The sequence below is a fragment of the Pantoea alhagi genome (genome assembly GCF_002101395.1).
Taxonomy (GTDB): Bacteria; Pseudomonadota; Gammaproteobacteria; order Enterobacterales; family Enterobacteriaceae; genus Mixta; species Mixta alhagi.
Map to the genome: position 1 here is coordinate 1,566,494 of NZ_CP019706.1, position 24,830 is coordinate 1,591,323.

General features: G+C 53.6%; 26 protein-coding genes. 16 read left to right on the forward strand and 10 right to left on the reverse strand.

Going from position 1 to position 24,830, the window contains the following annotated elements; all coding sequences use genetic code 11:
- Positions 1 to 20: 20 nt before the first annotated feature.
- From B1H58_RS07315 to flgB, 3 genes are read right to left on the reverse strand one after another with little or no spacing between them, the layout of a single operon-like run.
- Positions 21 to 680 carry a flagellar hook assembly protein FlgD gene (locus tag B1H58_RS07315; RefSeq protein ID WP_085069072.1) on the reverse strand — a complete coding sequence of 220 codons (660 nt, stop codon included), beginning with the start codon at positions 678 to 680 and terminating at the stop codon, positions 21 to 23.
- Between the two features lie 11 nt (positions 681 to 691).
- Positions 692 to 1,096, reverse strand: a complete 405-nt coding sequence (gene flgC / locus B1H58_RS07320) for a flagellar basal body rod protein FlgC (protein ID WP_085069074.1) — start codon at positions 1,094 to 1,096, stop codon at positions 692 to 694.
- 5 nt (positions 1,097 to 1,101) lie between these two features.
- A complete protein-coding gene (flgB, locus tag B1H58_RS07325) occupies positions 1,102 to 1,515 on the reverse strand; it encodes a flagellar basal body rod protein FlgB (protein WP_085069076.1) in 414 nt (137 codons plus the stop codon).
- Positions 1,516 to 1,769: 254 nt separating this feature from the next.
- On the opposite strand from flgB, the gene flgA reads away from it, so the two are divergent.
- The 6 genes from flgA (at position 1,770) to lldD (ending at position 7,234) form a co-directional block, all read left to right on the forward strand.
- Positions 1,770 to 2,459, forward strand: a complete 690-nt coding sequence (gene flgA, locus B1H58_RS07330; protein ID WP_085069078.1) for a flagellar basal body P-ring formation chaperone FlgA — start codon at positions 1,770 to 1,772, stop codon at positions 2,457 to 2,459.
- A gap of 79 nt (positions 2,460 to 2,538) precedes the next feature.
- On the forward strand, positions 2,539 to 2,835 hold the full coding sequence (gene flgM, locus B1H58_RS07335) for a flagellar biosynthesis anti-sigma factor FlgM (RefSeq protein WP_085069080.1): 297 nt from the start codon (positions 2,539 to 2,541) through the stop codon (positions 2,833 to 2,835).
- 8 nt (positions 2,836 to 2,843) lie between these two features.
- Entirely contained in the window at positions 2,844 to 3,290 is a 447-nt protein-coding gene (locus B1H58_RS07340; RefSeq protein WP_085069082.1) for a flagella synthesis protein FlgN, read from the forward strand.
- Positions 3,291 to 3,631: 341 nt separating this feature from the next.
- Entirely contained in the window at positions 3,632 to 5,293 is a 1,662-nt protein-coding gene (gene lldP / locus B1H58_RS07345; RefSeq protein WP_085069084.1) for an L-lactate permease, read from the forward strand.
- Positions 5,283 to 6,053 (forward strand): transcriptional regulator LldR, encoded by a 771-nt coding sequence (lldR, locus tag B1H58_RS07350; RefSeq protein WP_085069086.1) that lies wholly within the window; start codon positions 5,283 to 5,285, stop codon positions 6,051 to 6,053. Before lldP ends, lldR begins: the two co-directional genes overlap by 11 nt.
- Positions 6,050 to 7,234 (forward strand): FMN-dependent L-lactate dehydrogenase LldD, encoded by a 1,185-nt coding sequence (gene lldD, locus B1H58_RS07355; RefSeq protein WP_085069088.1) that lies wholly within the window; start codon positions 6,050 to 6,052, stop codon positions 7,232 to 7,234. The genes lldR and lldD overlap by 4 nt, the downstream gene beginning before the upstream one ends.
- A 62-nt stretch (positions 7,235 to 7,296) precedes the next feature.
- On the opposite strand, the gene B1H58_RS21200 is transcribed toward lldD, so the two are convergent.
- Positions 7,297 to 9,240, reverse strand: a complete 1,944-nt coding sequence (locus B1H58_RS21200) for a methyl-accepting chemotaxis protein (protein ID WP_085069090.1) — start codon at positions 9,238 to 9,240, stop codon at positions 7,297 to 7,299.
- Here B1H58_RS21200 and B1H58_RS20815 point away from each other — a divergent pair.
- On the forward strand, positions 9,149 to 9,436 hold the full coding sequence (locus B1H58_RS20815) for a hypothetical protein (protein WP_167373271.1): 288 nt from the start codon (positions 9,149 to 9,151) through the stop codon (positions 9,434 to 9,436). The genes B1H58_RS21200 and B1H58_RS20815 overlap by 92 nt on opposite strands.
- Before the next feature lie 126 nt (positions 9,437 to 9,562).
- Here the strand turns inward: B1H58_RS20815 and B1H58_RS07365 are convergent, their stop codons facing one another.
- From B1H58_RS07365 to B1H58_RS07385, 5 genes are all read right to left on the reverse strand, one after another.
- A complete protein-coding gene (locus B1H58_RS07365) occupies positions 9,563 to 10,474 on the reverse strand; it encodes a bestrophin family protein (protein WP_085069092.1) in 912 nt (303 codons plus the stop codon).
- Positions 10,474 to 11,697 carry an MFS transporter gene (locus B1H58_RS07370; RefSeq protein ID WP_237172461.1) on the reverse strand — a complete coding sequence of 408 codons (1,224 nt, stop codon included), beginning with the start codon at positions 11,695 to 11,697 and terminating at the stop codon, positions 10,474 to 10,476. Before B1H58_RS07370 ends, B1H58_RS07365 begins: the two co-directional genes overlap by 1 nt.
- 200 nt (positions 11,698 to 11,897) lie before the next feature.
- Positions 11,898 to 12,638, reverse strand: coding sequence for a DNA replication protein DnaC (gene dnaC, locus B1H58_RS07375; RefSeq protein WP_085069096.1), 741 nt, complete (start codon positions 12,636 to 12,638; stop codon positions 11,898 to 11,900).
- Positions 12,638 to 13,180, reverse strand: a complete 543-nt coding sequence (dnaT, locus tag B1H58_RS07380; protein WP_085069098.1) for a primosomal protein DnaT — start codon at positions 13,178 to 13,180, stop codon at positions 12,638 to 12,640. The genes dnaC and dnaT overlap by 1 nt, the downstream gene beginning before the upstream one ends.
- A gap of 101 nt (positions 13,181 to 13,281) precedes the next feature.
- Positions 13,282 to 13,929, reverse strand: coding sequence for a hypothetical protein (locus tag B1H58_RS07385; protein WP_085069099.1), 648 nt, complete (start codon positions 13,927 to 13,929; stop codon positions 13,282 to 13,284).
- Between the two features lie 140 nt (positions 13,930 to 14,069).
- Between B1H58_RS07385 and B1H58_RS07390 the strand changes: the two genes are divergently transcribed.
- The 7 genes from B1H58_RS07390 (at position 14,070) to ghrB (ending at position 20,884) form a co-directional block, all read left to right on the forward strand.
- Positions 14,070 to 14,636, forward strand: coding sequence for a DNA-3-methyladenine glycosylase I (locus tag B1H58_RS07390; RefSeq protein ID WP_085069101.1), 567 nt, complete (start codon positions 14,070 to 14,072; stop codon positions 14,634 to 14,636).
- A gap of 106 nt (positions 14,637 to 14,742) precedes the next feature.
- Positions 14,743 to 15,405 (forward strand): OmpA family lipoprotein, encoded by a 663-nt coding sequence (locus B1H58_RS07395; protein ID WP_085069103.1) that lies wholly within the window; start codon positions 14,743 to 14,745, stop codon positions 15,403 to 15,405.
- Positions 15,406 to 15,542: 137 nt separating this feature from the next.
- Positions 15,543 to 16,568, forward strand: a complete 1,026-nt coding sequence (locus B1H58_RS07400) for a LacI family DNA-binding transcriptional regulator (RefSeq protein ID WP_085069105.1) — start codon at positions 15,543 to 15,545, stop codon at positions 16,566 to 16,568.
- A 192-nt stretch (positions 16,569 to 16,760) separates the two neighbouring features.
- Positions 16,761 to 17,486 carry a sugar phosphate isomerase/epimerase family protein gene (locus B1H58_RS07405; RefSeq protein ID WP_085069107.1) on the forward strand — a complete coding sequence of 242 codons (726 nt, stop codon included), beginning with the start codon at positions 16,761 to 16,763 and terminating at the stop codon, positions 17,484 to 17,486.
- A gap of 3 nt (positions 17,487 to 17,489) precedes the next feature.
- Positions 17,490 to 18,449, forward strand: a complete 960-nt coding sequence (locus B1H58_RS07410; protein ID WP_085069109.1) for a sugar kinase — start codon at positions 17,490 to 17,492, stop codon at positions 18,447 to 18,449.
- 82 nt (positions 18,450 to 18,531) lie between these two features.
- Positions 18,532 to 19,818, forward strand: a complete 1,287-nt coding sequence (locus tag B1H58_RS07415; RefSeq protein ID WP_085069111.1) for an MFS transporter — start codon at positions 18,532 to 18,534, stop codon at positions 19,816 to 19,818.
- Between the two features lie 91 nt (positions 19,819 to 19,909).
- A complete protein-coding gene (ghrB, locus tag B1H58_RS07420) occupies positions 19,910 to 20,884 on the forward strand; it encodes a glyoxylate/hydroxypyruvate reductase GhrB (protein ID WP_085069113.1) in 975 nt (324 codons plus the stop codon).
- A 51-nt stretch (positions 20,885 to 20,935) separates the two neighbouring features.
- Here the strand turns inward: ghrB and B1H58_RS07425 are convergent, their stop codons facing one another.
- A complete protein-coding gene (locus B1H58_RS07425; protein WP_085069115.1) occupies positions 20,936 to 22,144 on the reverse strand; it encodes an aldose 1-epimerase family protein in 1,209 nt (402 codons plus the stop codon).
- Positions 22,145 to 22,484: 340 nt separating this feature from the next.
- On the opposite strand from B1H58_RS07425, the gene B1H58_RS07430 reads away from it, so the two are divergent.
- The gene (locus B1H58_RS07430; RefSeq protein ID WP_085069117.1) at positions 22,485 to 23,741 is read left to right on the forward strand and encodes a valine--pyruvate transaminase; all 1,257 of its coding nucleotides are present in this window, start codon (positions 22,485 to 22,487) and stop codon (positions 23,739 to 23,741) included.
- Positions 23,742 to 23,869: 128 nt separating this feature from the next.
- Positions 23,870 to 24,784 (forward strand): EamA family transporter, encoded by a 915-nt coding sequence (locus B1H58_RS07435; protein ID WP_085069119.1) that lies wholly within the window; start codon positions 23,870 to 23,872, stop codon positions 24,782 to 24,784.
- Positions 24,785 to 24,830 lie beyond the last annotated feature (46 nt).

The following is a 24,830-nucleotide window of genomic DNA, read 5'->3' on the forward strand; positions in this document are numbered from 1 at the left end:
ATTCAACGCTGAAATAGACATTACTCAATCAAATAAACTTCGCCCAAAGTGGCGCTGCCGCCCAGCCCCAGCTGCAATACTGCACCGGACAAGGTAAAGGAGACGCTTTCTACTTTGGCGTGTTTTAATGAGATAATTTTTGGAGTAGAACCATCCTGACTGGCGGCGGTATAGGAGACTTTATAGATCTCTTTGTTATCAAATCCCGGCTCAGACGGCTGGAAACCGCTTAAATCATCAAGGGTAAATTTATGCACACCCGCTTCGACATCTTTTAAGTCAGCGGTGTAGACGTTGCCGGACTGGTCGGTTAAAACCACGCTGACTTTATCGACATCATTGTTGACGGAAAAAGCAAAGGTATCATCGTTAGAGGCAACGCGACTGTCCCCTTCAACATAGATACCGCGTCCCACCCACTGAGCCGCGTTCATCTGTTGCATACTGTTAACCAACGTGCCGACATTGCCCAGCGTACTGTTCAACTGTTGAACGCCCGAAGCGGTATTAAACTGCGCCATCAGCGAAGTAAGCTGATTGTTATCCATAGGATTGGTAGGATCCTGGTTCTGCATCTGCGCAACGAGAAGGTTCATAAAATTATTGGTAATATCTTCGATGCTGGTACCGTTGCTTCTACTGGAAGCGTCATAGGTACTGGTTACCGGCGAAACGGCCATTTCAACTCTCCTTATTGACCCAGCGTCAGCGTTTTAAGCATCATTGCCTTGGCAGTATTCATAACTTCCACGTTGGCCTGATAACTGCGCGAAGCGGAAATGGTATTCACCATTTCGCCCACTACGTTGACGTTTGGCATATGCACATAGCCTTTAGCGTCTGCCAGCGGATTGCCCGGCTCATAGACCAGACGATCCGGCGCATCGCTTTCAATCACGTCGCTCACCTTTACACCGCCAATTTCCTGGCCAGCCGCCTGATTAACGTGAAAAACAACCTGACGCGCGCGATAAGGCTGACCATCCGGGCCGGCCAGGCTATCGGCATTTGCCATATTACTGGCACTGACATTTAGCCTTTTTGACTGCGCCGTCATTGCAGAACCTGAAATATCAAATATGCTGAATAAAGACATAATAATTACCCTTGCGAGATAAGACTCATCATCCCTTTAATTTGAGATCCGAGAAGGGTTAAACTGGTTTGATATTTGATGTTGTTATCCATGAAGTTAACGCGTTCACGATCCATATCAACGGTATTGCCATCGGCGCTGGGCTGATCGGGAACGCGATATAATAATTCGTTCCGATTATGCACAGGCGCGGCTGCCGGAATATGTCGTTTTTCCGTCAGGCTAAGGGTTAAAGATTGTGCCTGATGGCGTTCTTGCACCACAGCCTTTTTAAGCTGCTGAGAAAAGTCGATATCCCTGGCTAAATAACCCGGCGTATCGGCGTTAGCGATATTTGATGCTAAAATATCCTGCCTGCGGGTCAGTAAATTCAATGCTTCCTGCTGAAAATATAATGCCTTATCGAGTTTATCCATCATGGAAAGAGTGCCCTTATTTGCTACATAGGGATTAACGCAGAGACTATAAAGTGAATCAGAAATAATCTATACCGCGAAAACAAGACAAATCTCTATCCATTTTATGAAATGATATAAATATCGCCTCAATATTTTTAATAAGCGACAAAAGCGACGTTATTTAGCGCATTAACTTACTTCAGGATAGCGTTACACTGCCTTTCCGTAAAACAAGTAAATCAATTTAATCTGATTTCTTTCCCTGCTGGTTGCGTATGAAAAAAATACGTCATATTTGGCGAAGCACACTATTAACTTTATTTTGTATATTATTTACGTTTGCAGTACAGGCTGATAAAAATACGTTAACAGAGAAAATTAATGCGTTAGTGAATGGCTCCTCAAAAAATAGCGCAGCCAATGTCACGCGCCATGTAATTTTATTAACATCTTCTGAGAAATTAGCTTCGCTATGTGCCGATCCACATCTTTCTCTGAGCGGTAATCAGCGCCTGACTGGCCAGAGAACGGTCGTTGCCCGCTGCGGCAATAAAAAGCATTTCCTTCAGGTGCGGATAGAAGCAGAAGGCAGCTGGTGGGTTGCGGCAAGGGATTTAAAAAAAGGCAGTGTGCTTGGCCCTGACGATCTCATTCAGCGCAGCGGATCGCTGACAAATTTGCCCGCAGATCTCGTTATGCAACCCAGCGCTCTTCAGGGCGCGGTCTTAACCCGCCCTGTGCGTACCGGCCAGCCATTAACAAAAAATCAGCTGCGTAAAAGCTGGCGTATCAATCGTGGCGAAGAAACAGACGTTATCGCTTATGGCAACGGCTTTCATATCATGGCCAGAGGAAAAGCGCTGGATAATGCGGCAGTTAACGATCCTGTGCGGGTACGTATGAAAAGTGGTCAACTGGTAACGGGTAGCGTTAATAACGACGGTAGCGTGCGGATAAATTTGTAGTTTCATCTTTAGGTATCCGTAAAAACACCGATATTATTAGTAACGCAAGAGGTAAACATCCAGGTTTCGGAGAAAAAATATGAGCATTAACCATACGCTGAAAACGCAACTTGTTACGCCAGCCCATGTTCAGCAGGAAGTAAAGCTCGCTCAACGGAATCTGGCTAACAGCGCACCAAAAGAAAATGCCACGTCTGAGAAAGGCACTGATGTCAAACTCAGCGCCTTAACGCAACAGATCAAAGCCGATGACTCGCGCGATATCAATCTGGATCGCGTCGAAAAAATTAAAGATGCTATCCGTAACGGCGAACTGAAAATGGATTACGAAAAAATCGCTCAGGTGCTGATGCAAAATATTCTCGACGATCGATAAAAGAAATAATGATGCAAACCTTACTGACGACGCTGATTAAACTACAGGATACGCTTAATGAACTGGACGCAGTACTGGCCGAGGAAATTAAGCAATTAAGCCATGCTCAGGTTAATGCTGTTGCGCTGCAACAGCTCTCTGATATCAAAAGCAGCCTGTTAGCTACGCTGGCGTGGCATGATGAACAAAGGAAGCAGACAGAAAAAGATCTACATCTGCAGGCGCCCTATGAGCAACAGCCGACGCTGATGGGCCACTGGAACAGGATATTGCAGTCAACCCAAAAAGCACGAGACATGAATCTGCAAGCCAGCCATTTGCTTGATATTCACATGAAGAAATTACAAAGCTTCAGCAAAATTTTGAATAAATCTGCCGCGTCGCCCGGGCTGTATACCGCAGGTGGACAGTCCGAAAATAACGGAAAAGCGCGCGCTTACAATATTACTATATAAAAACAATATGTCTCTCTTGTGTGACTTGCCAGCTTTCTGACCAGAAAGCTTTTTTTTGCTATCAAAACTTCAGCAGACCCTAACGGCGGCAGGAAAACTTCCCTTGCCGCTTTTTTATGCCTGCAAATTGGTCCTACCAAAACCAGCTGTTTGTGACTTTTCTTCCACCATTAAATTAAAGCGTTAAGCAAAGATTGCATTCTGTTCACCGTCAGATAAACAATAATTTAACATCTCTATTCCTTTTGGTCAGACCAGCAATGGGTTATGCCCAGTCTGACTGCGGTATCGCTTTCCGCCGTATCGGATAACAAGGCGTAACGCTCAGGAGAACCGTAAGCATGCAAACATGGCAGCAACTCTACGATCCGCTGGATAATATTTGGCTATCAAGCCTGATTGCCGCGCTTCCCATTCTGTTTTTCTTTTTCGCCCTGACGCGGCTGCGGCTGAAAGGCTATATCGCTGGCACTATTACCGTGTTAATCGCGCTGGCTGTGGCCCTGCTGTTTTATCGTATGCCGCTCGATCGGGCGCTGGCTTCCGCCATTTACGGCTTTCTCTACGGTCTCTGGCCTATCGCCTGGATTATTGTTGCTGCCGTTTTTGTTTATAAAATCACGGTGAAAACCGGACAATTTGAAGTTATTCGTAACTCCATTCTTTCTATTACCGAAGATCAACGGTTGCAGATGCTGATCGTCGGCTTTGCTTTTGGATCTTTTCTGGAAGGGGCCGCAGGCTTCGGCGCGCCGGTGGCGATTACCGCTGCGCTGCTGGTCGGGCTGGGTTTTAAACCGGTTTATGCCGCCGGGCTGTGCCTGATTGTCAATACGGCACCGGTCGCCTTTGGCGCGATGGGTATTCCGATTATTGTCGCCGGGCAGGTTACCGGCATAGATGCGATGGCCATCAGCCAAATGGCCGGACGCCAGCTGCCGCTCCTGACCATGATTGTGCTGTTTTGGGTGATGGCAATTATGGATGGCTGGCGCGGCGTAAAAGAGACCTGGCCTGCGGTAATGGTCTCCGGCGGATCTTTTGCTATCGCCCAGTATCTGACCTCTAACTTTCTGGGGCCGGAGCTGCCGGATGTGATTTCTGCTCTGGTCTCTCTGCTCTGTTTGACGCTGTTTTTGCGCGTCTGGAAGCCGGTACGTATTTTCCGCTTCGATAATCAGGAAAACGCTGACGCTTCCGCGCGCAGCGCTACCCGCTACAGCGCGGCGCAGATTACCCGCGCCTGGATGCCGTTCCTGTTTTTAACCATTACCGTCACGCTGTGGAGTATCCCACCGTTTAAGGCATTGTTTGCCTCCGGCGGTGCGTTTTATGACTGGGTTTTTACCTTCGCCGTGCCGTTCCTCGATCAGCAGGTGATTAAGATGCCACCCGTGGTGAATGCCGCCACGCCTTATGCCGCTATTTACAAATTCGACTGGTTCTCTGCCACCGGTACCGCAATTTTTATCGCTGCGCTGCTGTCGATTATCTGGTTAAAAATGCGTCCCGCTCAGGCGGTAAGCGCCTTTACCGAGACGCTGCGCGAGCTGGCATTACCCATTTATTCTATCGGCGCGGTACTGGCCTTTGCTTTTGTCTCCAACTATTCGGGCCTCTCCACCACCCTGGCACTGGCGCTGGCGCATACCGGCAACGCATTTACCTTTTTTTCACCTTTCCTTGGCTGGCTGGGGGTTTTTCTTACCGGTTCTGATACCTCTTCCAATGCGCTGTTTGCCGCGCTACAGGCTACGACCGCCCAACAGATTGGCGTGCCTGAAGTGCTGCTGGTCGCTGCTAATACCACCGGCGGCGTTACCGGCAAAATGATTTCACCGCAGTCGATCGCTATCGCCTGCGCGGCGGTTGGGCTGGTTGGTAAGGAGGCCGATCTCTTCCGCTTTACCGTCAAACACAGCCTGATTTTTACCTGTATTATCGGGGTGATTACTTCGCTACAGGCCTGGGTTTTCCCATGGATGATCCCCGATGCCGGATGAAATAAGGCTGGCCGATCGGCTGGCAGAGCAGCTGCGTCAGTTTATCGCCGAACAGGGTTTACAGCCTGGTGCGAGACTGCCTGCAGAGCGGCTGCTCGCGCAGCAGCTGGCGGTTTCGCGCTCTTCGCTGCGTGAAGGGCTACAAAAGCTGATCGGCGAAGGCGCGTTGATGAGCCGACGCGGGGGCGGCAATTTTGTGGCGGATCAGCGCGACGACTGGCCCTCTGCCCGGCTGGTAATGCCGCTCAGTACGCTGTTGGCTGACGATCCAGGTTACCGCTATGACGTACTGGAAGCGCGGGTTGCGATTGAGTCCAGCACCGCCTGGCATGCGGCACGGCGCGCCACACCGGAAGATAAGGCGCATATTCAGCGCTGCTGCCAAATGATGCTACAGGTCAGCGACCGTGACGATCCTGACCTGGCCGCCCATTCTGACGTACGTTTTCATCTGGCGATCGCTGAAGCATCACATAACCTGGTGCTGTTGCAGGCGATGCGCGGCCTGTTTGATCTGCTGCAGTCGTCAGTCATGCAGAGCCGCCAGCGGATGTATACCGCGCCGGAGATTTTCCGTCAGCTGGCAGTGCAGCATGAAGCGATCTGTCAGGCTATCGTGACAGGCGACGCCGACCGCGCGCGCAGCGTCACTATCCACCATCTTGAATTTGTCGACGCCACCATGCGTAACCTGCATGAAGAAGAGGCGCGACGGGCGCGCAGTATGCGCATTCCGGACAGTAAGCGAGGACAACCGTGATTATCTCATCAGCAAAAGATTACCGTGCCGCCGCCAGGGCTAAAGTACCGCCCTTTCTGTTTCATTACGCTGACGGCGGCGCCTATGACGAATATACCATGCGTCGCAACAGTGAAGATCTGGCGCAAATTGCGCTGCGCCAGCGGATTTTACGCAATATGTCTTCGCTGAGCCTGGAGACCCGGCTTTTTGGCGAAACCCTGTCGATGCCGGTGGCGCTGGCACCGGTAGGGTTGTGCGGCATGTATGCGCGACGGGGTGAAGTACAGGCCGCCAGGGCAGCTGATAAAAAAGGCATTCCCTTTACGCTTTCCACCGTATCTCTCTGCCCGATAGAGGAGGTTGCCCCGGCTATCCAGCGTCCGATGTGGTTCCAGCTTTATGTGCTGCGCGATCGCGGTTTTATGCGCAATGCGCTGGAACGGGCGCAGGCGGCGGGCTGCTCGACGCTGGTATTTACCGTGGATATGCCGGTACCAGGCGCACGTTATCGCGATGCCCATTCCGGCATGAGCGGTCCAAATGCAGCCATACGTCGTTATATTCAGTCGGCGCTCTATCCACAATGGGCTTGGGATGTCGGGCTGCATGGTCGCCCGCACGATCTGGGCAACATCTCCGCCTATCGCGGCGAACCGACCAAACTGGAAGATTATATTGGCTGGCTGGGCAACAATTTTGACCCGTCGATCTCCTGGCGCGACCTGGAATGGATCCGTGATTTCTGGAAAGGCCCAATGGTGATTAAAGGCATTCTCGATCCGGAAGATGCGCGTGATGCGGTGCGCTTCGGCGCCGATGGCATTGTGGTTTCTAACCACGGCGGACGTCAGCTGGATGGGGTGCTCTCTTCTGCGCGGGCGTTGCCGGCCATAGCGGATGCGGTGAAGGGCGAGCTGGCGATTCTGGCCGATGGCGGCGTGCGCAGCGGACTGGATGTGGTGCGCATGATCGCGCTGGGCGCGGATACGGTCCTGCTGGGCAGAGCCTTTCTCTATGCACTGGCGGCAGCGGGCGAAGCAGGCGTCACTAACCTGCTGAACCTGGTAGAAAAAGAGATGCGTGTGGCTATGACCTTAACCGGCGCGCGCTCAATTGCAGAAATCACGCGCGAATCGCTGGTGCAGGCGGTATCACCGATGCAGCCAGATGCGCTGGCAAAAGCGGTGGCCAACGGCTAAAGGCGTGATGCCGGAGCCGCCAGCCACAACGTAAAGGCTCCGCCCGAAGGCGGAGCCTGTAATCAGAACTGCTCCCAACCGCAGGCGGCGGCGGGCGCGGCCTGCTTTTTCGCAGCGACAACGTAGCGTGATTCCTGGGCAACAGCACTACGTGTGGCAACACTCTGCGGGGCCGTTTTGAACACGGCCACCGTCTGTTCCAGCTGCCTCGCCTGTTCTTCCAGCGAAGAGGCCGCAGCAGAAGACTCTTCCACCAGCACGGCGTTCTGCTGCGTTGTAGTATCCATCTCCGTCATCGCCTGACCGATCTGCGTAATCCCCCGGTTCTGTTCTTCAGAAGCGTGGGCGATTTCATGCATGATGCTGCTCACCTGTGAGACCGAACGGACAATATCTTCCATTGCCTGACCGGCGCTGCTCACCAGACGTGAACCGTTATTCACCTTTTCACCCGCCTGGTTAATCAACGCTTCGATTTCACGGGCCGCCGTTGCACTGCGCTGGGCCAGGCTGCGTACTTCGCCCGCCACCACGGCAAAGCCACGTCCCTGTTCACCGGCGCGCGCGGCTTCTACCGCTGCGTTCAGTGCCAGGATGTTGGTCTGGAAAGCGATGCCGTTAATCACATTGATGATGTCGGCAATTTTGCGCGAGCTGGTGCTGATCTCTTCCATCGTTATCACCACATCCTGCACGATTTTACCGCCACGTCCGGCATTCAGCGTCGCTTCCTGCGCCAGGCTGCTGGCCTGATGCGCATTTTCTGCGTTCTGTTTCACGGTAGAAGTAAGCTGTTCCATACTGGCGGCCGTTTCCACCACCGCCGCCGACTGCTGCTCGGTACGTGAAGAGAGATCGATATTTCCGGCGGCGATTTCTGCCGAGGCGCGCGCCACGTTATCTACCCCCTGACGCACCTGAACGATAATCTCTTTCAGGTTCTGGTTCATGCGGCCTACCGCCTGCATTAACTGGCCTGGCTCATCGCCTCGCTGCGTATCGATATGGGCAGTCAGATCGCCTGCGGCAATTTGGTTGGCTACCTGCAAGGTTTCACGTAACGGCTGGGTAATATTGCGCGTAATTCGCCAGGCGATGATTAATCCTGCGAGCACGCCCAGTATCGCCGCGCCATACATAATGACATTGGCTTGCGTAATGGTGTTCGTCACATTCGCCATCTGTCCCTCGTAGAGATCGTTGACCGCAGCATTCAGTTTTCCTGCCATGGCGGTCAACCCGGCGGACTGACTCTCCTGATGAGAAAAAGCAGTCTGATAACTATCCAGCGTTGCGCTCAGGCGCGCCGTATCCAGTATTAACCCGGCAACCCAGCTGGTTTCACCGCTCGTCAGATGGCTTTTCAGCAGCTCGGCGCGCTGGGTTACCGCGCTGAGCTTATTCACGATATTGGCTTTTTGCGCCTCATCCGGCTTAGCAATGAAGTCTGGCCAGGCTTTCAACGCATGCTGAATAGCACTTTCCAGACGAGAAGCCGCCAGTACGATGCCCGCATCGGTAGCCACCTGGCCAGATAGCGCTTCACTGCTGCGACCATAATCAGCCAGCGTATGAATATTCATCTCTTTTAACAGCGCGCTACGCTGATTAACTGCGCTGACAAAACTGTCTCGCTGCGTAAGGTAGCTTTCTGTTACCTGTTTCATCATATCCAGCTTCGCTTTCCCTTCAGGGTGCCAGCTAAACTGGTAAAGTGACTGCCCCAGCTGTTTTACCTGCTGTAAAGCCTGCGTATTTTCAGTGCTGTAGCGGCTTTCGCCGGTATATTGATAAAGCGTGCGGTTAAGGCGAGCCACATTAAGCTGCTGCACCATGTTTACGATAATTTGCTGTTTTTGCGCATCCGTCTGGGTATTGTCAAAGCCTTTAATACCGGCTCCCGCAATCACAACCATGATCAAGAGCACCAGAATAAAACCAGATGTGAGTTTCTTACCCACGCTTAAATTATTAAAACCTGCCACCAACGCCGCCAAACCGCTCATAGCTCACCTTTATGTTAAAAACTGGGACGATGTAGGGTTATCGACTTGGTTAAGCCACGCTTTAGGAAATTTACCAATAAAAAGCGAGGCTTTGAGCAAAGAGAGGCCATTAACAGGAGATGAAGCGTTTAATTTCACTTATTGCCGCCAGAACAGGGCAGTCAAGGATAAAAAAGTAAAGTCACTGAATTGTTAAATATCAGTAACCAATTTGATAAATAAATATCTTCCGGCATCCCACTGATCTGGCTGTAACGGTGCCCGTCTGGCTGCCAGCAGAGAAGGCGGGCAGCCAGCAGAGAAGGCAGGCAGCCAGATAAAGTTACGTCAGCACACAGTTTGCATCCGGGCGTATCCTTTCTGGTCCGGGTCGATCGAGCATTTCACACAGAATAATTTCAATGCCGTTACACAGAGCGCTAAGCGGCAAATCATTAGCCGAAGTGCCAAAGGGGTCCTCCAGCTCCTCCGCCAGGGACTCCAGCGATAAAAAGGTGTAGGAGATAAATACCGATACCAGCGGCGTCAGATAATGCAAATCGGCCACCAGCGCAAACGGCAGCAGCGTGCAAAACAGGTAAACCGTACGGTGCAGAATCAACGTATAGGCAAAGGGAATCGGCGTATTGGCGATGCGATCGCAGCCGCCCAGCACTTCCGACAGCCGGTTGAGATTGGCATCAATGCTGGTGTAAAGCAGATCGCTTATCTGCCCGGCGCGGCGTTGCTCGCCCAGCCAGTGGCCCATGCATAACAGCAGACGGTTGGTGGGCTGGGGGCTGGCCTCAACCTGCGCTAAATATGGCTCAGGCACCAGGCGGCGTAAATCAGCCTGCGGGCTGGTATGCCGTAGTTGATGCTTCATGCTCCAGGCAAAGGCAATGAGCAATTTGCTGAACAGAAGAATATGCTGTTCATCGTGCAACACGCTTTTCACCTGACGCAGCAGCGAGCGCTGGGTAATCAACAACGTTCCCCACAGCTGACGCGCTTCGGTATAGCGCGCATAGCTGGCATTATTACGAAAGCCAAGAAAGATCGCGATCGCGATACCCAGCAGGCTGAATGGCGCGGTCGTCAAATGAATGCCGATACGCTCATACCAGTGAAAACAGATAACCGCGATAACTGACATGATCAGGTTCAGGCTCAGCCGGAACAAAATATCGGGCAGCACCGATCCATGCCACACGAACAGGCGGAAGAACCAGTGCTGATGGGGACGAACAATCATCACGCCACCTCATTTTCAAGACGTTGACGGCGACGCAGCCCCGGGAACCAGTGCATCCATAATCCCACCACCACCAGCGTGCCGATACCGCCGATCGCTGCAGCCGGCACGACTCCCAGCCAGGCGGCCAGCATCCCTGACTCAAATTCTCCCAGCTGGTTAGAGGTATTGATAAATATTGAGTTCACCGCGTTAACGCGTCCGCGCATCTCATCTGGCGTATCAAGCTGCACCAGCGCGCCGCGAATTACCATGCTGACCATATCGAAGCCGCCGGTTGCAAACAGCGCCAGCATGGATAACCAGAACCAGGTGGATAGCGCGAAAAGCAGCGTTGCCGCACCGAAGCCTGCCACGCAGATAAACATGATCATCCCCACATGACGCTCCAGCGCACGATGGCTAAGCCAGAATCCCACCAGCAGTGCGCCTACCGCTGGCGCGGCACGCAACAGCCCTAACCCAAGCGGGCCGGTGTGTAAAATGTCATGCGCATAAATTGGCAACAGCGCGGTCGCGCCGCCCAGCAGCACAGCAAAAAGATCCAGCGAAATCACGCCCAGCACGTCAGGACGTTCGCGAATAAAACGCACGCCGGCAAACAGCGTAGAAAGCGTAGCGGGCGTACGCGGCGGTGGCGTCTGCTCATAGCGCAGACGGCTTACCATTACGATAGAGAGTAAATAGAGCAGGCCGGTGACCATATAGACCACCTGCGCGCCCGCCACATACAGCAGCCCCCCCAACGCCGGTCCCATAATCATGGCCGCCTGGCCGCCAACGGCGCTGGCAGCGGTAGCCCGGGCCAACAGGCGCGGCGGTACCAGCGCTGGCAGCATAGACTGCATGGCAGGCGCTTCCATGACTTTCGCTACCGACAGCACGAAGACCAGCGCCAGAATCGTCCAGACGTCGTTGTGATGCAGCAGGGTTAGCAGCGTTAACGCCACAATCGCCAGCCATTCAACTAACTGGGAAAAAAAGACGATACGACGTCGATCGCGCTGGTCGGCAATATGACCGGCCCAGAGCGCCAGCGTCACGGAGGGCAGAAACTGCACCAGCCCGATCAGCCCAAGGTAGAAGGCTTTACCGGTAATAGCGTAAATTTGCCAGCCGACAATTATTGACAGCATTTGGAAACCAAAACTGGAGCAGGTGCGCGCCAGCCAGAACGCAACAAACGAGCGGTGCTGTAACAGCGATTCAGCAGGTGAAGCCATAATCATCCTAAGTGCAATGATGAAACAGGCAGCACGGACGAGAACGCCGAAAAGGGTCCCGGCGATGTTGTTTTAGAAAGGGATCCCGGGCGCAGACGAGCGGTAGCCTGACAGGTGAGCGTCCAGTTTACAATAATTGACGAAGTTGGGGCAGCGCAGAAGAGGAAAAGCGCCCGCGCCGGTGCGCGCAGGCGTAAAGCTTAATATTCGTTGCCGGTAATACGCCCGCGATGACTATCCCAGTTGAAGTTCACCCACAGGCTTTGCCCCAGACGCATGCGGTCCATCACGCGCTCGCCCAGCAGCTTAACCATATTGCTGTGATCGAGATTGGTCAGCATGCCGGTTGGACGTTTGGAAGAGGAGCGACGATCAACGATCTGGTTGATAATGACCTTTTCATAGCGTGATTCCGTCTGCATCCCGATTTCATCAATCACCAGCAGATCCACGGTGCTGAAATCGTGCAGCAGATGTTCTTCGGTGCGGTCGCTGTCGCCGTTGAAGGTGCCTTTAATGATCGACATCAGGTCGGCAACCGTCACGATCAGCACGCTTTTACCGCGCAAAATCAGGTGGTTACCAATCGCCGCCGCCAGATGGTTTTTCCCGGTGCCGGGACGGCCAGAAAACACAAAGCTGGCGATACTGTGATCAAACTCATCAGCATAACGGCGTGCCTGTTCCAGCGCTTTACGTTGCCCTTCGTTTTCTACCCGATAGTTATCGAACGAGCAGTTCATATGCAGCTCGCGGATGCCGGAGCGACCCAGAATACGCTGCATTTTCATCGCCCGATTTTCACGCGCAATCGCCTCCGAACGCTGGCGACCCTGCTCCTGATTCCAGGCCAGCAGCTCTTCGCCGTTCTGGAATTTAGGCTTGATATGGGCCGGCATCATCCGTTGCAGACGGTTAAATAACTCAGCGGGCGTTTTCATTATTCACCTCGGAAACCATCAGGGATTGTGTGATCGGGTTCAGGCAGCTGATTAACATCGCGCTGCGCTCTGCTGCCGTTAACGGCCCGGCTCTGCTGGACGCTGCGCGCCAGTTTCTGCTGCCACTGCATATGATGGAAAGGACGTCCATCAGCCTGCCACCAGGTGATAAAGGCGGCCAGCTCGGCGGGCGTAACCGGCTCGCTTAGCGCAATGCCCCAGATGGCGGCCTGGCGCTGAAAATCGGCGTCCGGTCGCCAGCCCGGGTACATCATAAACTTGCCGACCGGCACTGAAACCGGGTGCGTCAGCGTATCATTATAGAGCTGTTCATCCAGCGTCACATCGCTTTGCGGCTGGCGTGCCGCCGCTTCCAGCGCCAGAAGCTGTGCCAGCCGGTCAGGAGTTACCGCATACAGCACCGGCGCATTATTATCGAACACGGCAACCGCTCCTGCACCTGCGGCAGAAAGCGCGCCGATCGGATCCTGGCGAAACGCGTCGAGGCCAATGACAGTTGAGGTTAAGATCTTGACAGACATGGTGATTTCCGGATTCTGTTGCAGGCAAAACGTAACTGGCTGCCGTAGCCGCCAAAACAGGCGCTATTCTATCAAGTTTAGCGCCTGGAATCGCCTGTTGCTTAATACTGAGACTGCCAGGCGATGCCGATTTTTTCCTGTTTCACGTAGCGTAAATCCCAAAGGTAACGCAGGCTGGCAAGCAGACAAAAACTGTATCCCAGCAGTTCCGTGCCCTCCTCCGCCATATTTTTTACCGTGCGGTTATAGCCGTCGAGCATCAGCGTTTCCCACAGTTCATGCATGCCAAACAAACGTGAAAAAATTAAAATCGTCAGCAGGCCCGCAGCCATCATATTCCAGCTGGGATGGTGGAGGAAATGAACCAGCCCGGAGAGCGTGGCGGAGGGATGCAGCACGGCTCGCCAGATGCAGATAAGCGCCACGGATAGCGCCAGCCAGACCCAGGTACCGTGGTGGATGCGATCAAACAGAAAATCCATTTCGCGGATCAGCATACAGGTAAAGAAGCCGCCAATCAGCAACAGGCTGTAGCGCAGATTTTTCTGCCTGAACGCCTGACCAAAGAACATCAGGGCAATCACCGCCAGCTGGATTTCCTGAAAAATTTCGGTAAACGACGTCTCATGCAGCGCATCGTTCATCCAGTTCACATCAATAAAAACCAACCCCATCATCAACGCAAGAAAGATCGCGCAGCCAAAAAAGCCAGCAAATTTTACAGCAATAATTTTTATATCGTCGGACATGAAATTTCCCTGAAAATAATTAGCGCGCTGATTATATGCGTGCTAAATAACCATATTTCTCATTTCATGCGTTAAAAACGCCGGGCGGCAGCATGATAAGCTGCCAGTCTCGATCAGACTGACCGGACAGGAAGGTACAGATGCAACGATGTGGCTGGGTTTCAACCGATCCGCTTTATCAAACCTATCACGACCACGAATGGGGCATTGCGCAAACCCAAAGCAGGATACTGTTTGAAATGCTCTGTCTGGAGGGGCAGCAGGCGGGGCTGTCATGGATTACGGTGCTGAAAAAACGAGAAAACTACCGCGCCGCCTTTTATCAGTTCGACCCGCATGCAGTGGTGTTAATGAACGAAAGCGATATCGATCGCCTGATGCAAAACAGCGGGCTGATTCGCCATCGTGCCAAGCTCAATGCCATCGTAACCAACGCGCGCGCTTATCTGGCAATGCAGGAAAACGGCGAGGATTTCTCGCGTTTTATCTGGTCGTTTGTTGATGGGCAACCGCAAATTAACCATTTTGCCGATGGCGCCGCCGTTCCCGCCCAGACGTTGGTTTCGATCTCTCTGTCGAAAGCGCTGAAAAAGCGCGGCTTTAAATTTGTCGGCTCCACCATCTGTTACGCCTTTATGCAGGCCTGCGGACTGGTTAATGACCACATAACGACCTGTTTCCGCCATCCTGATAATCAGCCGCGCTGAATCTTTATAAATCTGAGGAAATTCCTGGATATTTCCTGAAGTACTACGCGGCATAATGGCCGCTTTAAGCGGGTGCGCTTGTTATTTGGTTTTTACAGGATAGAAGATGAAAAAAAATATTATTGCCTTGTCACTGTTATTGAGCGGGGCCGTAGCCCTTTCCGGCTGCACCACTAACCCTTACACCGGGGAGTCGCAGGCAGGGAAATCGGGTATCGGCGCAAGTATGGGGGCGCTGGTTGGCGCAGGCGTTGGCGTGCTCTCTTCGTCGAAAAAAGATCGCGGCAAGGGCGCGCTGATTGGCGCAGCGTCCGGCGCAGCGCTGGGTGGCGGTCTGGGTTACTATATGGATGTGCAGGAAGCCAAACTGCGTGACAAAATGCGCGGCACCGGCGTTAGCGTAACGCGCAGCGGAGATAACATTATTCTGAATATGCCGAATAATGTCACCTTCGACAGCAGCAGCAGCACACTAAAACCTGCGGGCGCGGAGACGCTGACCGGTGTTGCGATGGTACTGAAAGAGTATCCGAAAACCGCCGTTAACGTGGTTGGCTATACCGACAGCACCGGTACGCGCGCGCTGAATATGCGTCTGTCGCAACAGCGTGCCGATAGCGTCGCCAGCGCGCTGATCCTGCAGGGCGTTGCCAGCAATCGCCTACGCACCGGCGGCATGGGCCCGGATAACCCAATCGCTTCCAACAGCACAGAAGAAGGCAAAGCGCAAAACCGTCGCGTTGAAATTACGCTTAGCCCGCTGTCATAACACAGCTTCAGGGGGCAGGCAGGCCGTAGCCCCCTTTTATCTGTACGCTTCCCCCTTTTCACCGTTCCTGTCCTGATGCTAACTCCCAACAGTAAGCTGTGTTAGTCTCTCATCGAATTCGCGGAGTGAAGAAAGAGATGAAGCAAAAGGCTATACGCGCCACCATTAGTGATGTTGCCCGAGTGGCAAAAACCGGCAAAACCAGCGTTTCCCGTTACCTCAACGGCGAGCAGCATGCGCTTTCGCCAGATCTGAAACAGCGGATTGAGCAGGCGATCGCCGCGCTTAATTATCGCCCTAATCAAATGGCACGCGGCCTGAAACGAGGACGCACCCGTCTTATCGGACTGATTATCGCCGATATTACCAATCCCTATTCAGTGGATGTGTTGTGCGGTATTGAGGCGGCCTGCCGCGCTCATGGCTTTACACTGCTGGTTTGTAATACCAATAACGAAATCGATCAGGAACAACACTATTTGCAGTTGCTCAGCAGCTATCAGGTGGAAGGTATTGTGGTGAACGCCGTCGGGATGCGCGAAGATGCGCTGAATCGCCTACAGCAGTCGCTGCTGCCGATGGTGCTGATCGATCGCAAAATTCCTGATTTTTCCTGTGACGTGGTCGGGCTGGATAATGTCCAGGCGGCGACCGTTGCAACCGAGCATTTAGTGAAGAACGGCTACCGGGCGTTGCTGTTTCTCAGTGAGCCGCTTGGTCTGGTTAATACCCGTCTGGAGCGCCTGCAGGCGTTCCGCCAGGTTTGTGCGCGTCATACAACCATCATCAGTGAAAATGCAGAGGCGGCGCTCAGCGACGCCAGCGCCATGGATCGTATTATCGATGACTTTTACCAGCGCCATGCTCAACAGCCTGCAGCATTGCTGGTGGCTAACGGCGCGTTGACGCTGCAGGTAGCGCGCTCATTGCGACGGCTGGGCCTGAACTGGGGCCAGCAAATCGGCTTGCTGGGCTTTGACGAACTGGAGTGGGCTGAGCTGGCGGGCGACGGCATTACTACGCTCAGGCAGCCCACCTGGCAGATTGGTTATGCGGCGCTGGAGCGGGTGATCCAGCGTATTGAAGGCGAAGCCACAACTATTGAAGAGAAGGCATTCAGCGGCGAGTTAGTGATCCGCGGCTCCAGCCGTGCTTTAGGTTAATTCATTTTCTATCCCGGCCAGCACAGCTTGTTGCGTCGGGAGCCCCTTCTGTGACAAATCAGATGATTCGTGGAACAAAATAGCTTACATCGTGAGCGCGATCATAATTCCATACTTTCCAACTTTGCTTTGGAACCGGTTCCAATTAGCTTTTCTTTAGGCGGGTTCACATGCTGTAGCCCGGAGGAAAAGATGAAACCAGAAATTATTATCGTGACCGCTGCGTACGGTCATCAAAAAGTCACCGAGCTGGGTGGTCAACTGGCGTTATTACCCGTCATCGCTGAAGCGGGTGCTGACGGCGTAGAAATCCGGCGTGAACTGTTGGCGGAATCCGAGCTGCAAAGCCTGCCACAGCTGGCTGAAGCCGTTGCTGAACATCGGCTGAAAGCCTCTTATTCTGTTCCCGATGCGTTATTTGTCGAAGGCGGCAGGGTGAATCCACTGCTGGAACGCTATCTGCATGAGGCAGAGCAGTTGCGCGCGCAGCGGCTGAAAGTGTCGCTGGGTCCTTATCAGCCGGGCACAGAGATCACGCTGCCTGTCAGCAATGTCAGCCTGGTGGTGGAAAACGATCAGACCGAATACGGTACGCTTGCGGCCATCGCGCCTTTCTTTGAGCAGCCGCATACTCATTTTGAGATGACCTTTGATATGGCCAACTGGCAGTGGACCGGTGATGATGCCGTGGCCGCAGCGCGTCGCCTGGCACCTCATGTCAGCTATATTCATGTGAAAGCGGCTGTACCTCATAGCGACAGCTGGCGTGCTATTGCGCTCGACGATGCCGATAACAGCTGGCGAGAGTTGTTAAACCTGCTGCCCGGTAACGTGCCGCGCGGTATTGAGTTTCCGCTCCAGGGTGACGATCTGGTGGCCGTGACGCGCCATTATGTTGACCTGCTGCGTGGGGAGTAAATCATGAGTAACCAAAACCAACCGCAGGGCACGCTGGATGTGGTGACCATCGGTGAAGCGATGGCGATGTTCGTCGCCAGAGAGACAGGCGATCTGGCTGCAGCGGAAACCTTTACCAAACGCATTGCCGGCGCGGAGCTTAACGTTGCTATCGGCCTGGCGCGTCTCGGTCTGAAAGTGGGCTGGGTAAGCCGGGTTGGCGATGATGCCTTTGGCCGCTTTGTTCATCAGCAATTGGAAAAAGAGGGCATCGACCATCAGCGCGTTACCACGGATAAGCGCTATCCCACCGGCTTTCAACTGAAATCGAAAGTTGAGGATGGCTCCGACCCAATGGTGGAATATTTCCGTAAAGGCTCCGCCGCCAGCCATCTCTCTGTAGAAGATTTCGACCGCGACTATTTTGGCGCAGCTCGTCATCTGCATTTAAGCGGCGTGGCGGCAGCCCTTTCCGCCAGCTCGCTGGCGCTGTTAAACCATACGGCGCAGGAGATGCGCGCCATGGGTAAAACCCTTTCTTTCGATCCTAACCTGCGTCCGGTGCTGTGGCCGAGCGAACAGGAGATGGTGAAACAGCTTAATCAGCTGGCCAGCTATGCCGACTGGGTATTGCCGGGTGAGAAAGAGGGCCTGATCCTCACTGGTTACCGCCAGCCAGAGGCGATCGCTGACTTTTATCTCGATAAAGGCGTCAAAGCGGTGATTATTAAAACCGGTGGCGACGGAGCCTGGTATAAAACCGCCACGGGCGATAAAGGACAGGTTGCGGCCATTCGCGTCGAGAAGGTGGTGGATACGGTGGGCGCAGGTGACGGTTTTGCCGTTGGCGTGATTAGCGCACTGCTGGAAGGCAAGCCGCTGCCGCAGGCTATCCGTCGTGGCAACAAGATTGGCTCGCTGGCTATCCAGGCGATCGGTGATAGCGAAGGTTTACCGACGCGTGCCGAACTGGGCGACTACTGAGCGACAAACCCTACGACTCGTTATAACGATGCATGTCTATGACGCCGTCATCAGAATATGCGCCTCAACAGAGGATAAGCTCATGACCAAGCATACAATCGCGCCGAAACGCTGGTGGTATATCATCCCCATCATTTTTATCACCTACAGCCTGGCGTACCTCGATCGTGCAAACTTTAGCTTCGCCTCGGCAGCCGGTATTAATGAAGATTTAGGCATTACCAAAGGGATGTCCTCCCTGTTGGGCGCGCTGTTCTTCCTCGGCTACTTTTTCTTCCAGATCCCCGGCGCCGTGTACGCTGAACGTCGCAGCGTGAAAAAGCTGGTGTTCTGGTGCCTGATCCTGTGGGGGCTTTGTGCCTCGCTGACCGGTGTGGTGAGCAATATCCCGATGCTGGCGGCAATCCGCTTTGCGCTGGGCGTGGTGGAAGCAGCAGTAATGCCAGCAATGCTGATTTATATCAGCAACTGGTTTACCAAATCGGAGCGCTCGCGTGCTAACACCTTTTTGATCCTGGGTAATCCGGTGACCGTGCTGTGGATGTCGGTGGTCTCTGGCTATCTGATCAACGCCTTCGGCTGGCGCGAGATGTTTATTATTGAAGGGCTGCCGGCGGTTCTGTGGGCGGTGTGCTGGTGGTTTTTGGTGCAGGATAAACCCTCTCAGGCAAGCTGGCTGAGCGAAGAGGAAAAAGCTGCGCTGCAGGAGCAACTGCGTAAAGAGCAGGAGGGGATCAAAGCGGTACGCAACTATCGGGAAGCGTTTAAATCGCGCAATGTGATTATCCTTTGTATGCAATATTTCGCCTGGAGCATCGGCGTGTATGGCTTTGTTCTGTGGCTGCCGTCAATTTTACGCAACGGTACCGAAATGGGCATGGTTGAAGCGGGCTGGCTGTCTGCCGTGCCATACCTGGCGGCAACGATTGCGATGATTGTGGTGTCATGGGCTTCTGACCGGATGCAAAACCGTAAGCTGTTCGTCTGGCCTTTGCTGCTGATCGGCGCGCTGGCATTCCTTGGCTCATGGCTGGTCGGTTCCAGTAACTTCTGGCTCTCTTACAGCCTGCTGGTGATTGCCGGTGCGGCAATGTATGCACCTTACGGCCCCTTCTTCGCCATTATTCCTGAAATGCTGCCGCGTAACGTGGCGGGCGGCGCGATGGCGCTAATCAACAGCATGGGCGCGCTCGGTTCGTTTGTGGGTTCATGGATCGTCGGCTACCTTAACGGTGCAACCGGTAGCCCGGCGGCATCCTATATCTTCATGGGCGTGGCGCTGCTGGTGGCGGTATTCCTGACGTTGATCGTTAAACCGGCGGAGAACAAACGCTCCCCCTCGCCCGGGCGCACGGCCAGGCACGCCTGATTAGCCCGTGCGTAAAGGCCGGGCTCGCCCGGCCTCAAACCACAAATCATTCCTTTTCGTTTTACCGCCTGACCGGCGGATGGAGCCTGATATGAAGCCTGAAGTGGTGTTGTACAAAACGTTGCCTGATGATTTACGTGCCCGTCTTGATGCGCACTTTACCGTAACCACCATTAAAGGCCTGACGCCGGAAATCGTAGATGAACATGCGGATCTGTTTGCCCGTGCGGAGGGCATCATCGGTTCCAGCTGTAAAGTGGATGACGCGCTGCTGCAGAAAATGCCGAAGCTGCGCGCCGCCTCGACGATTTCCGTAGGCTATGACAATTTCGACGTTGATGCGTTGAACCAGCGCGGCATTGTGCTGATGCATACGCCAACCGTGCTGACGGAAACCGTTGCCGACACCATGATGGCATTAGTGTTAAGCAGCGCCCGTCGTGTGGTGGAAGTTGCCGGGCGGGTTAAGGCCGGTGAGTGGCAACGCAGCATCGGGCCGGACTGGTTTGGCATCGATGTGCACCACAAAAAGATGGGTATTCTTGGCATGGGGCGCATTGGTCTGGCGCTGGCGCAGCGCGCGCATCACGGCTTCGGCATGCCGATTCTGTATAACGCCCGCAGACATCATGAAGAAGCTGAAACGCGCTTTAACGCGCAATATTGCGATCTTGATACACTGCTGCAGGAGTGCGATTTTCTGTGTATCAGCCTGCCGTTGACCGGGCAAACGCATCATATGATTGGCCGGGAACAGTTGGCAAAAATGAAGCCGAGCGCCATTTTAATCAACGCGGGCCGTGGACCGGTAGTGGATGAGCAGGCGTTGATTGCGGCCCTGAAAGATAAAACCATTCATGCTGCCGGACTGGATGTGTTTGAACAGGAGCCGCTGCCAGCCGATTCAGAACTGCTGAAGCTGCCCAACGTCGTGGCGCTGCCGCATATTGGCTCTGCAACGCATGAAACCCGCTACGGCATGGCACGTGATGCGGTAGAAAACCTGATCGCCGCGCTGGCGGGCAAGGTGGAAAAGAACTGCGTTAATCCCCAGGTGCTGCGCTAAGCGACCCGCTCCAGTAAAAGCGATCGCCCCATGCGATCGCTTGCAACATATTTATTCTACTGCCAGCGGTTTCTCTTCCAGCTGCGGTGCGTTAGCGCCCTGTAACGTTTTAACCCGCTGCTCTACTTTTTGTACCGCCTGCGCATCTTTCAGCAGCGTATAGGTCAGAGTGAAGGCCTGAGTTTGCCCCGGCTGAAGCTGTTTTACCCGTCCCTGCTCTTTCTCAATGGTGACCGGATAGGCGTAGTTGGTGCCGGGTTCAATACCGGTAACGTAACCCTGTTTCAGGGTATCGGTGTTTTTCCACAACGTCAGCAACGGCAGTTGATGGGTATCAAACTCAATGGCCGCGCCCTTATCGCCTTTACTGTTGATAACCGCCGCTACCGTTTTGCCCTGCGCATCCGCCAGCGGCATCAGGTTGAATACCATCTCATCAAATCCCCTGGTCGGCGCGTCGTAGGTACTCCAGTTTTTTAACCCCTGCTTCGCATAATCATTAAAGGGAGAGACACTTTTCACCGGCGCAATAAAGCGGGCATCTTTTTCCAGAATTGGCGTGCCGAAGTTGCTGTGATAGATAATTTGGTAATCCTGCGGATAGTCGCTTTGATTGGTCAGCTCATCATGAATGGTAAAGCTGTCGCTACCAGGAATATAGCGTAGCTCTGTCCAGGTACTGAAGTTCGCTTTTTTAAAGGTGTGCTCTTTCAGCAGGCCGCGAATACGGATTTCATGCGGCGCATGATCATCAACAACGATCTCAACCCGTGATGCAGGCGTATTTCCCGCTTTGCCGTGCAGCGTATAGAGCATGCCATCCTTGCTTACCGGATGACCGGTCCATTCAAAGCCGCAGCGCACCATCATTTCGTTAAAGCCATCAAGCCAGCCCAGGCCATTGCGGCTTTCCAGGTTGATATAAGCGGGATTGACCACTTCATCTACCGGCGAATCCCAACCCATACGCACGCCGTGTCCGTTAACATGCAGCAGATCCATCCCACGGCTGGGGCTAAGGGCGATAGTCAGCCCATTATCGCTGCGCAGGGTAATCACTTTTGTCCCCTCCTGCTTACCGCCGTGCAAAACTTTTTGCTCAATGCTGAAGGGTTGCCCATCCAGCTTCAGCTGTTGACTGCTGATAGACCAGTTGCCTTTGTCCATGCCGCTTTCAGCATCCGTCAGCAACCATGACTGCGCCAGAACAGGTGTGGAAAACAGTATCGATATCGTCATTGCTGCCAGAGTTTTTTTCATTTTTTCATCCTTTAGCTGAATTGATTTAGCCAGACAGCCAGCAGGTTACAAACGACGGATATGAAAAACAGTGATGGCAGTCACCTGCACGTTTTTACCGCCTGTTTCCATAATGAAATAAGATTGTTAACGCACTTTTAGAGAATTTTTTGCATCCAGCGACAATATAAATGTGATCTAAACAGGCATTAGCTTGATACGTTTCAGCGCTGGGTAACGTTTGTTTCAGCGGCGGGCAACGTAGGCTTTGTCGCCATAACCGTCAGGTAAGCCGTTTGCATCGGCTTTCGCCTGACGGTAAGGTAGAGCCATACTTGCCCATCACAATTGATTTACAGCTATGAGCTTCTCTCTCTTCGGTGACAAATTTACCCGCCATACCGGCATTGCACGTTTAATGGAAGACATGGATGAAGGGTTGCGCACGCCTGGCGCGGTAATGCTTGGCGGCGGTAATCCGGCGCAGATCCCGGCAATGGATGATTATTTTCATCAGCTGCTGCTGCAGATGCACCAGGAGGGAAAGCTCACCGAGGCGCTATGCAATTATGATGGCCCGCGCGGCAAAACGCTGCTGCTGGAGGCGCTGGCAACGTTGCTGCGCGAAGAGCTGGGCTGGCAAATTTCGCCCAAAAATATCGCCCTGACTAACGGCAGCCAGAGCGCCTTCTTCTATCTGTTTAATCTGTATGCCGGACGCCGTGCTGACGGCACCAAAAAGCGCGTTCTGTTTCCGCTGACGCCGGAATACCTGGGGTATGCCGATGCAGGGCTGGATGAAGACCTGTTTATGGCCGCCCGGCCTAATATTGAACTGCTTCCGGAAGGCCAGTTTAAATATCACGTCGATTTCGACCATTTGTCGATTACCGAGGAAGTGGGTCTGATTTGCGTTTCGCGCCCTACCAACCCTACCGGCAATGTTATTACCGATGAGGAGCTGCTGCATCTGGATATGCTGGCGCAGCAGCATGATATTCCCCTGTTGATTGATAACGCCTACGGTCTGCCTTTTCCCGGCATTATTTTCAGCGAGGCGCGTCCGCTGTGGAACCCCAACATCATTCTCTGCATGAGCCTGTCGAAACTGGGCCTGCCGGGTGCACGCTGCGGGATTATCGTGGCGGATGAAAAGGTAATTGACGCCATCAGTAATATGAACGGCATTATCAGCCTGGCGCCGGGCAGCGTTGGCCCCGCCATCGCCACGGAAATGATCCAGCGCGGCGATCTGCTGCGGCTGTCGGAAACGGTCATCAAACCCTTCTACCAGCAACGGGTACGGGAAACCATCAGCATCATTCGTCGCTATCTGCCGGAAGATCGTTGCCTGATCCATAAGCCGGAAGGCGCTATCTTCCTCTGGCTGTGGTTTAAGGAGCTGCCTATCACCACCGAGCTGCTCTATCAGCGCCTGAAACAGCGGGGCGTGCTCATGGTGCCCGGCCACTTCTTTTTCCCTGGACTGGCGCATGACTGGCCGCATATGCACCAGTGTATGCGCATGAACTATGTTCCGGATGGTGAGAAAATTGAGCGGGCCGTAAAAATTCTTGCTGAAGAGATGGATCGCGCCTGGAGTGAGCGGGCGCTGTAATAGCGGCTATCGCGCTCTGCCTTTTCAGCCATACCTCTCCCTTATGGCTACAAACTCTGTATAGCAAACAGTCAGCTATGCGAGTAAGTTAGTTAACAATTTGTTAACTATGGATAGTGGGAGAGGCAATGTCCGTAAAAGATCTGTTGCTGGCACTGTGTGTTGTTGTCGCCTGGGGCGTTAACTTTGTAGTTATCAAGGTCGGGCTGCATGATATGCCGCCGTTTCTGCTGGCGGCTCTGCGCTTTGCGCTGGTCGCGCTGCCCGCTATCTTTTTTGTGCGTCCCCCTAACGTTCCGCTGCGCTGGCTGGCACTCTACGGACTTACCATCAGCTTCGGACAGTTCGCTTTTCTGTTTTTAGCTATCAAACTTGGCATGCCTGCCGGACTGGCTTCACTGGTGCTGCAGGCTCAGGCCTTTTTCACTCTGCTGCTCGGCGCGCTACTGCTGGCGGATAAACTGCGCTGGCATCATATTGTCGGCATGGTTATCGCTTCAGGCGGCATATTTTTGTTAGCCACGACCGCGCATGGCGTTCAGGCCGCCAGCGGCGTGACGGTAACCACGATGTTACTGACGCTGGCCGCCGCGCTCTGTTGGGGCATGGGCAATATCACCAATAAGGTCATTATGCGTAACGGTAACGTACCCATTATGTCACTGGTGGTCTGGAGTGCACTGATCCCCGTTGGGCCTTTTCTGCTTTGCTCATGGCTGTTCGAAGGTCAGGCTGCGATTATGCACAGCCTGATGCATATCCAGCTACAAACGGTGCTGGCGTTGGTTTATCTGGCATTTATCGCCACGATTATCGGCTACGGCATTTGGGGCACACTGCTGAGCCGTTATGAAACCTGGCGCGTAGCGCCGCTCTCGCTACTGGTGCCGGTAGTAGGCATTCTTAGCGCGGCGCTGATGCTGGGAGAGACGCTCTCTGTGCGTCAGATTACTGGTGCCATGATCATTGTGGTCGGTCTGGTGATTAATATTTTTGGCGGGCGCTTAACGCCGCTGCGTACGGTGCATGCGCAGCGTGATTAATGTTTTGCAGGGTGCGAATACAACAACGCCGCGTTTCCGCGGCGTC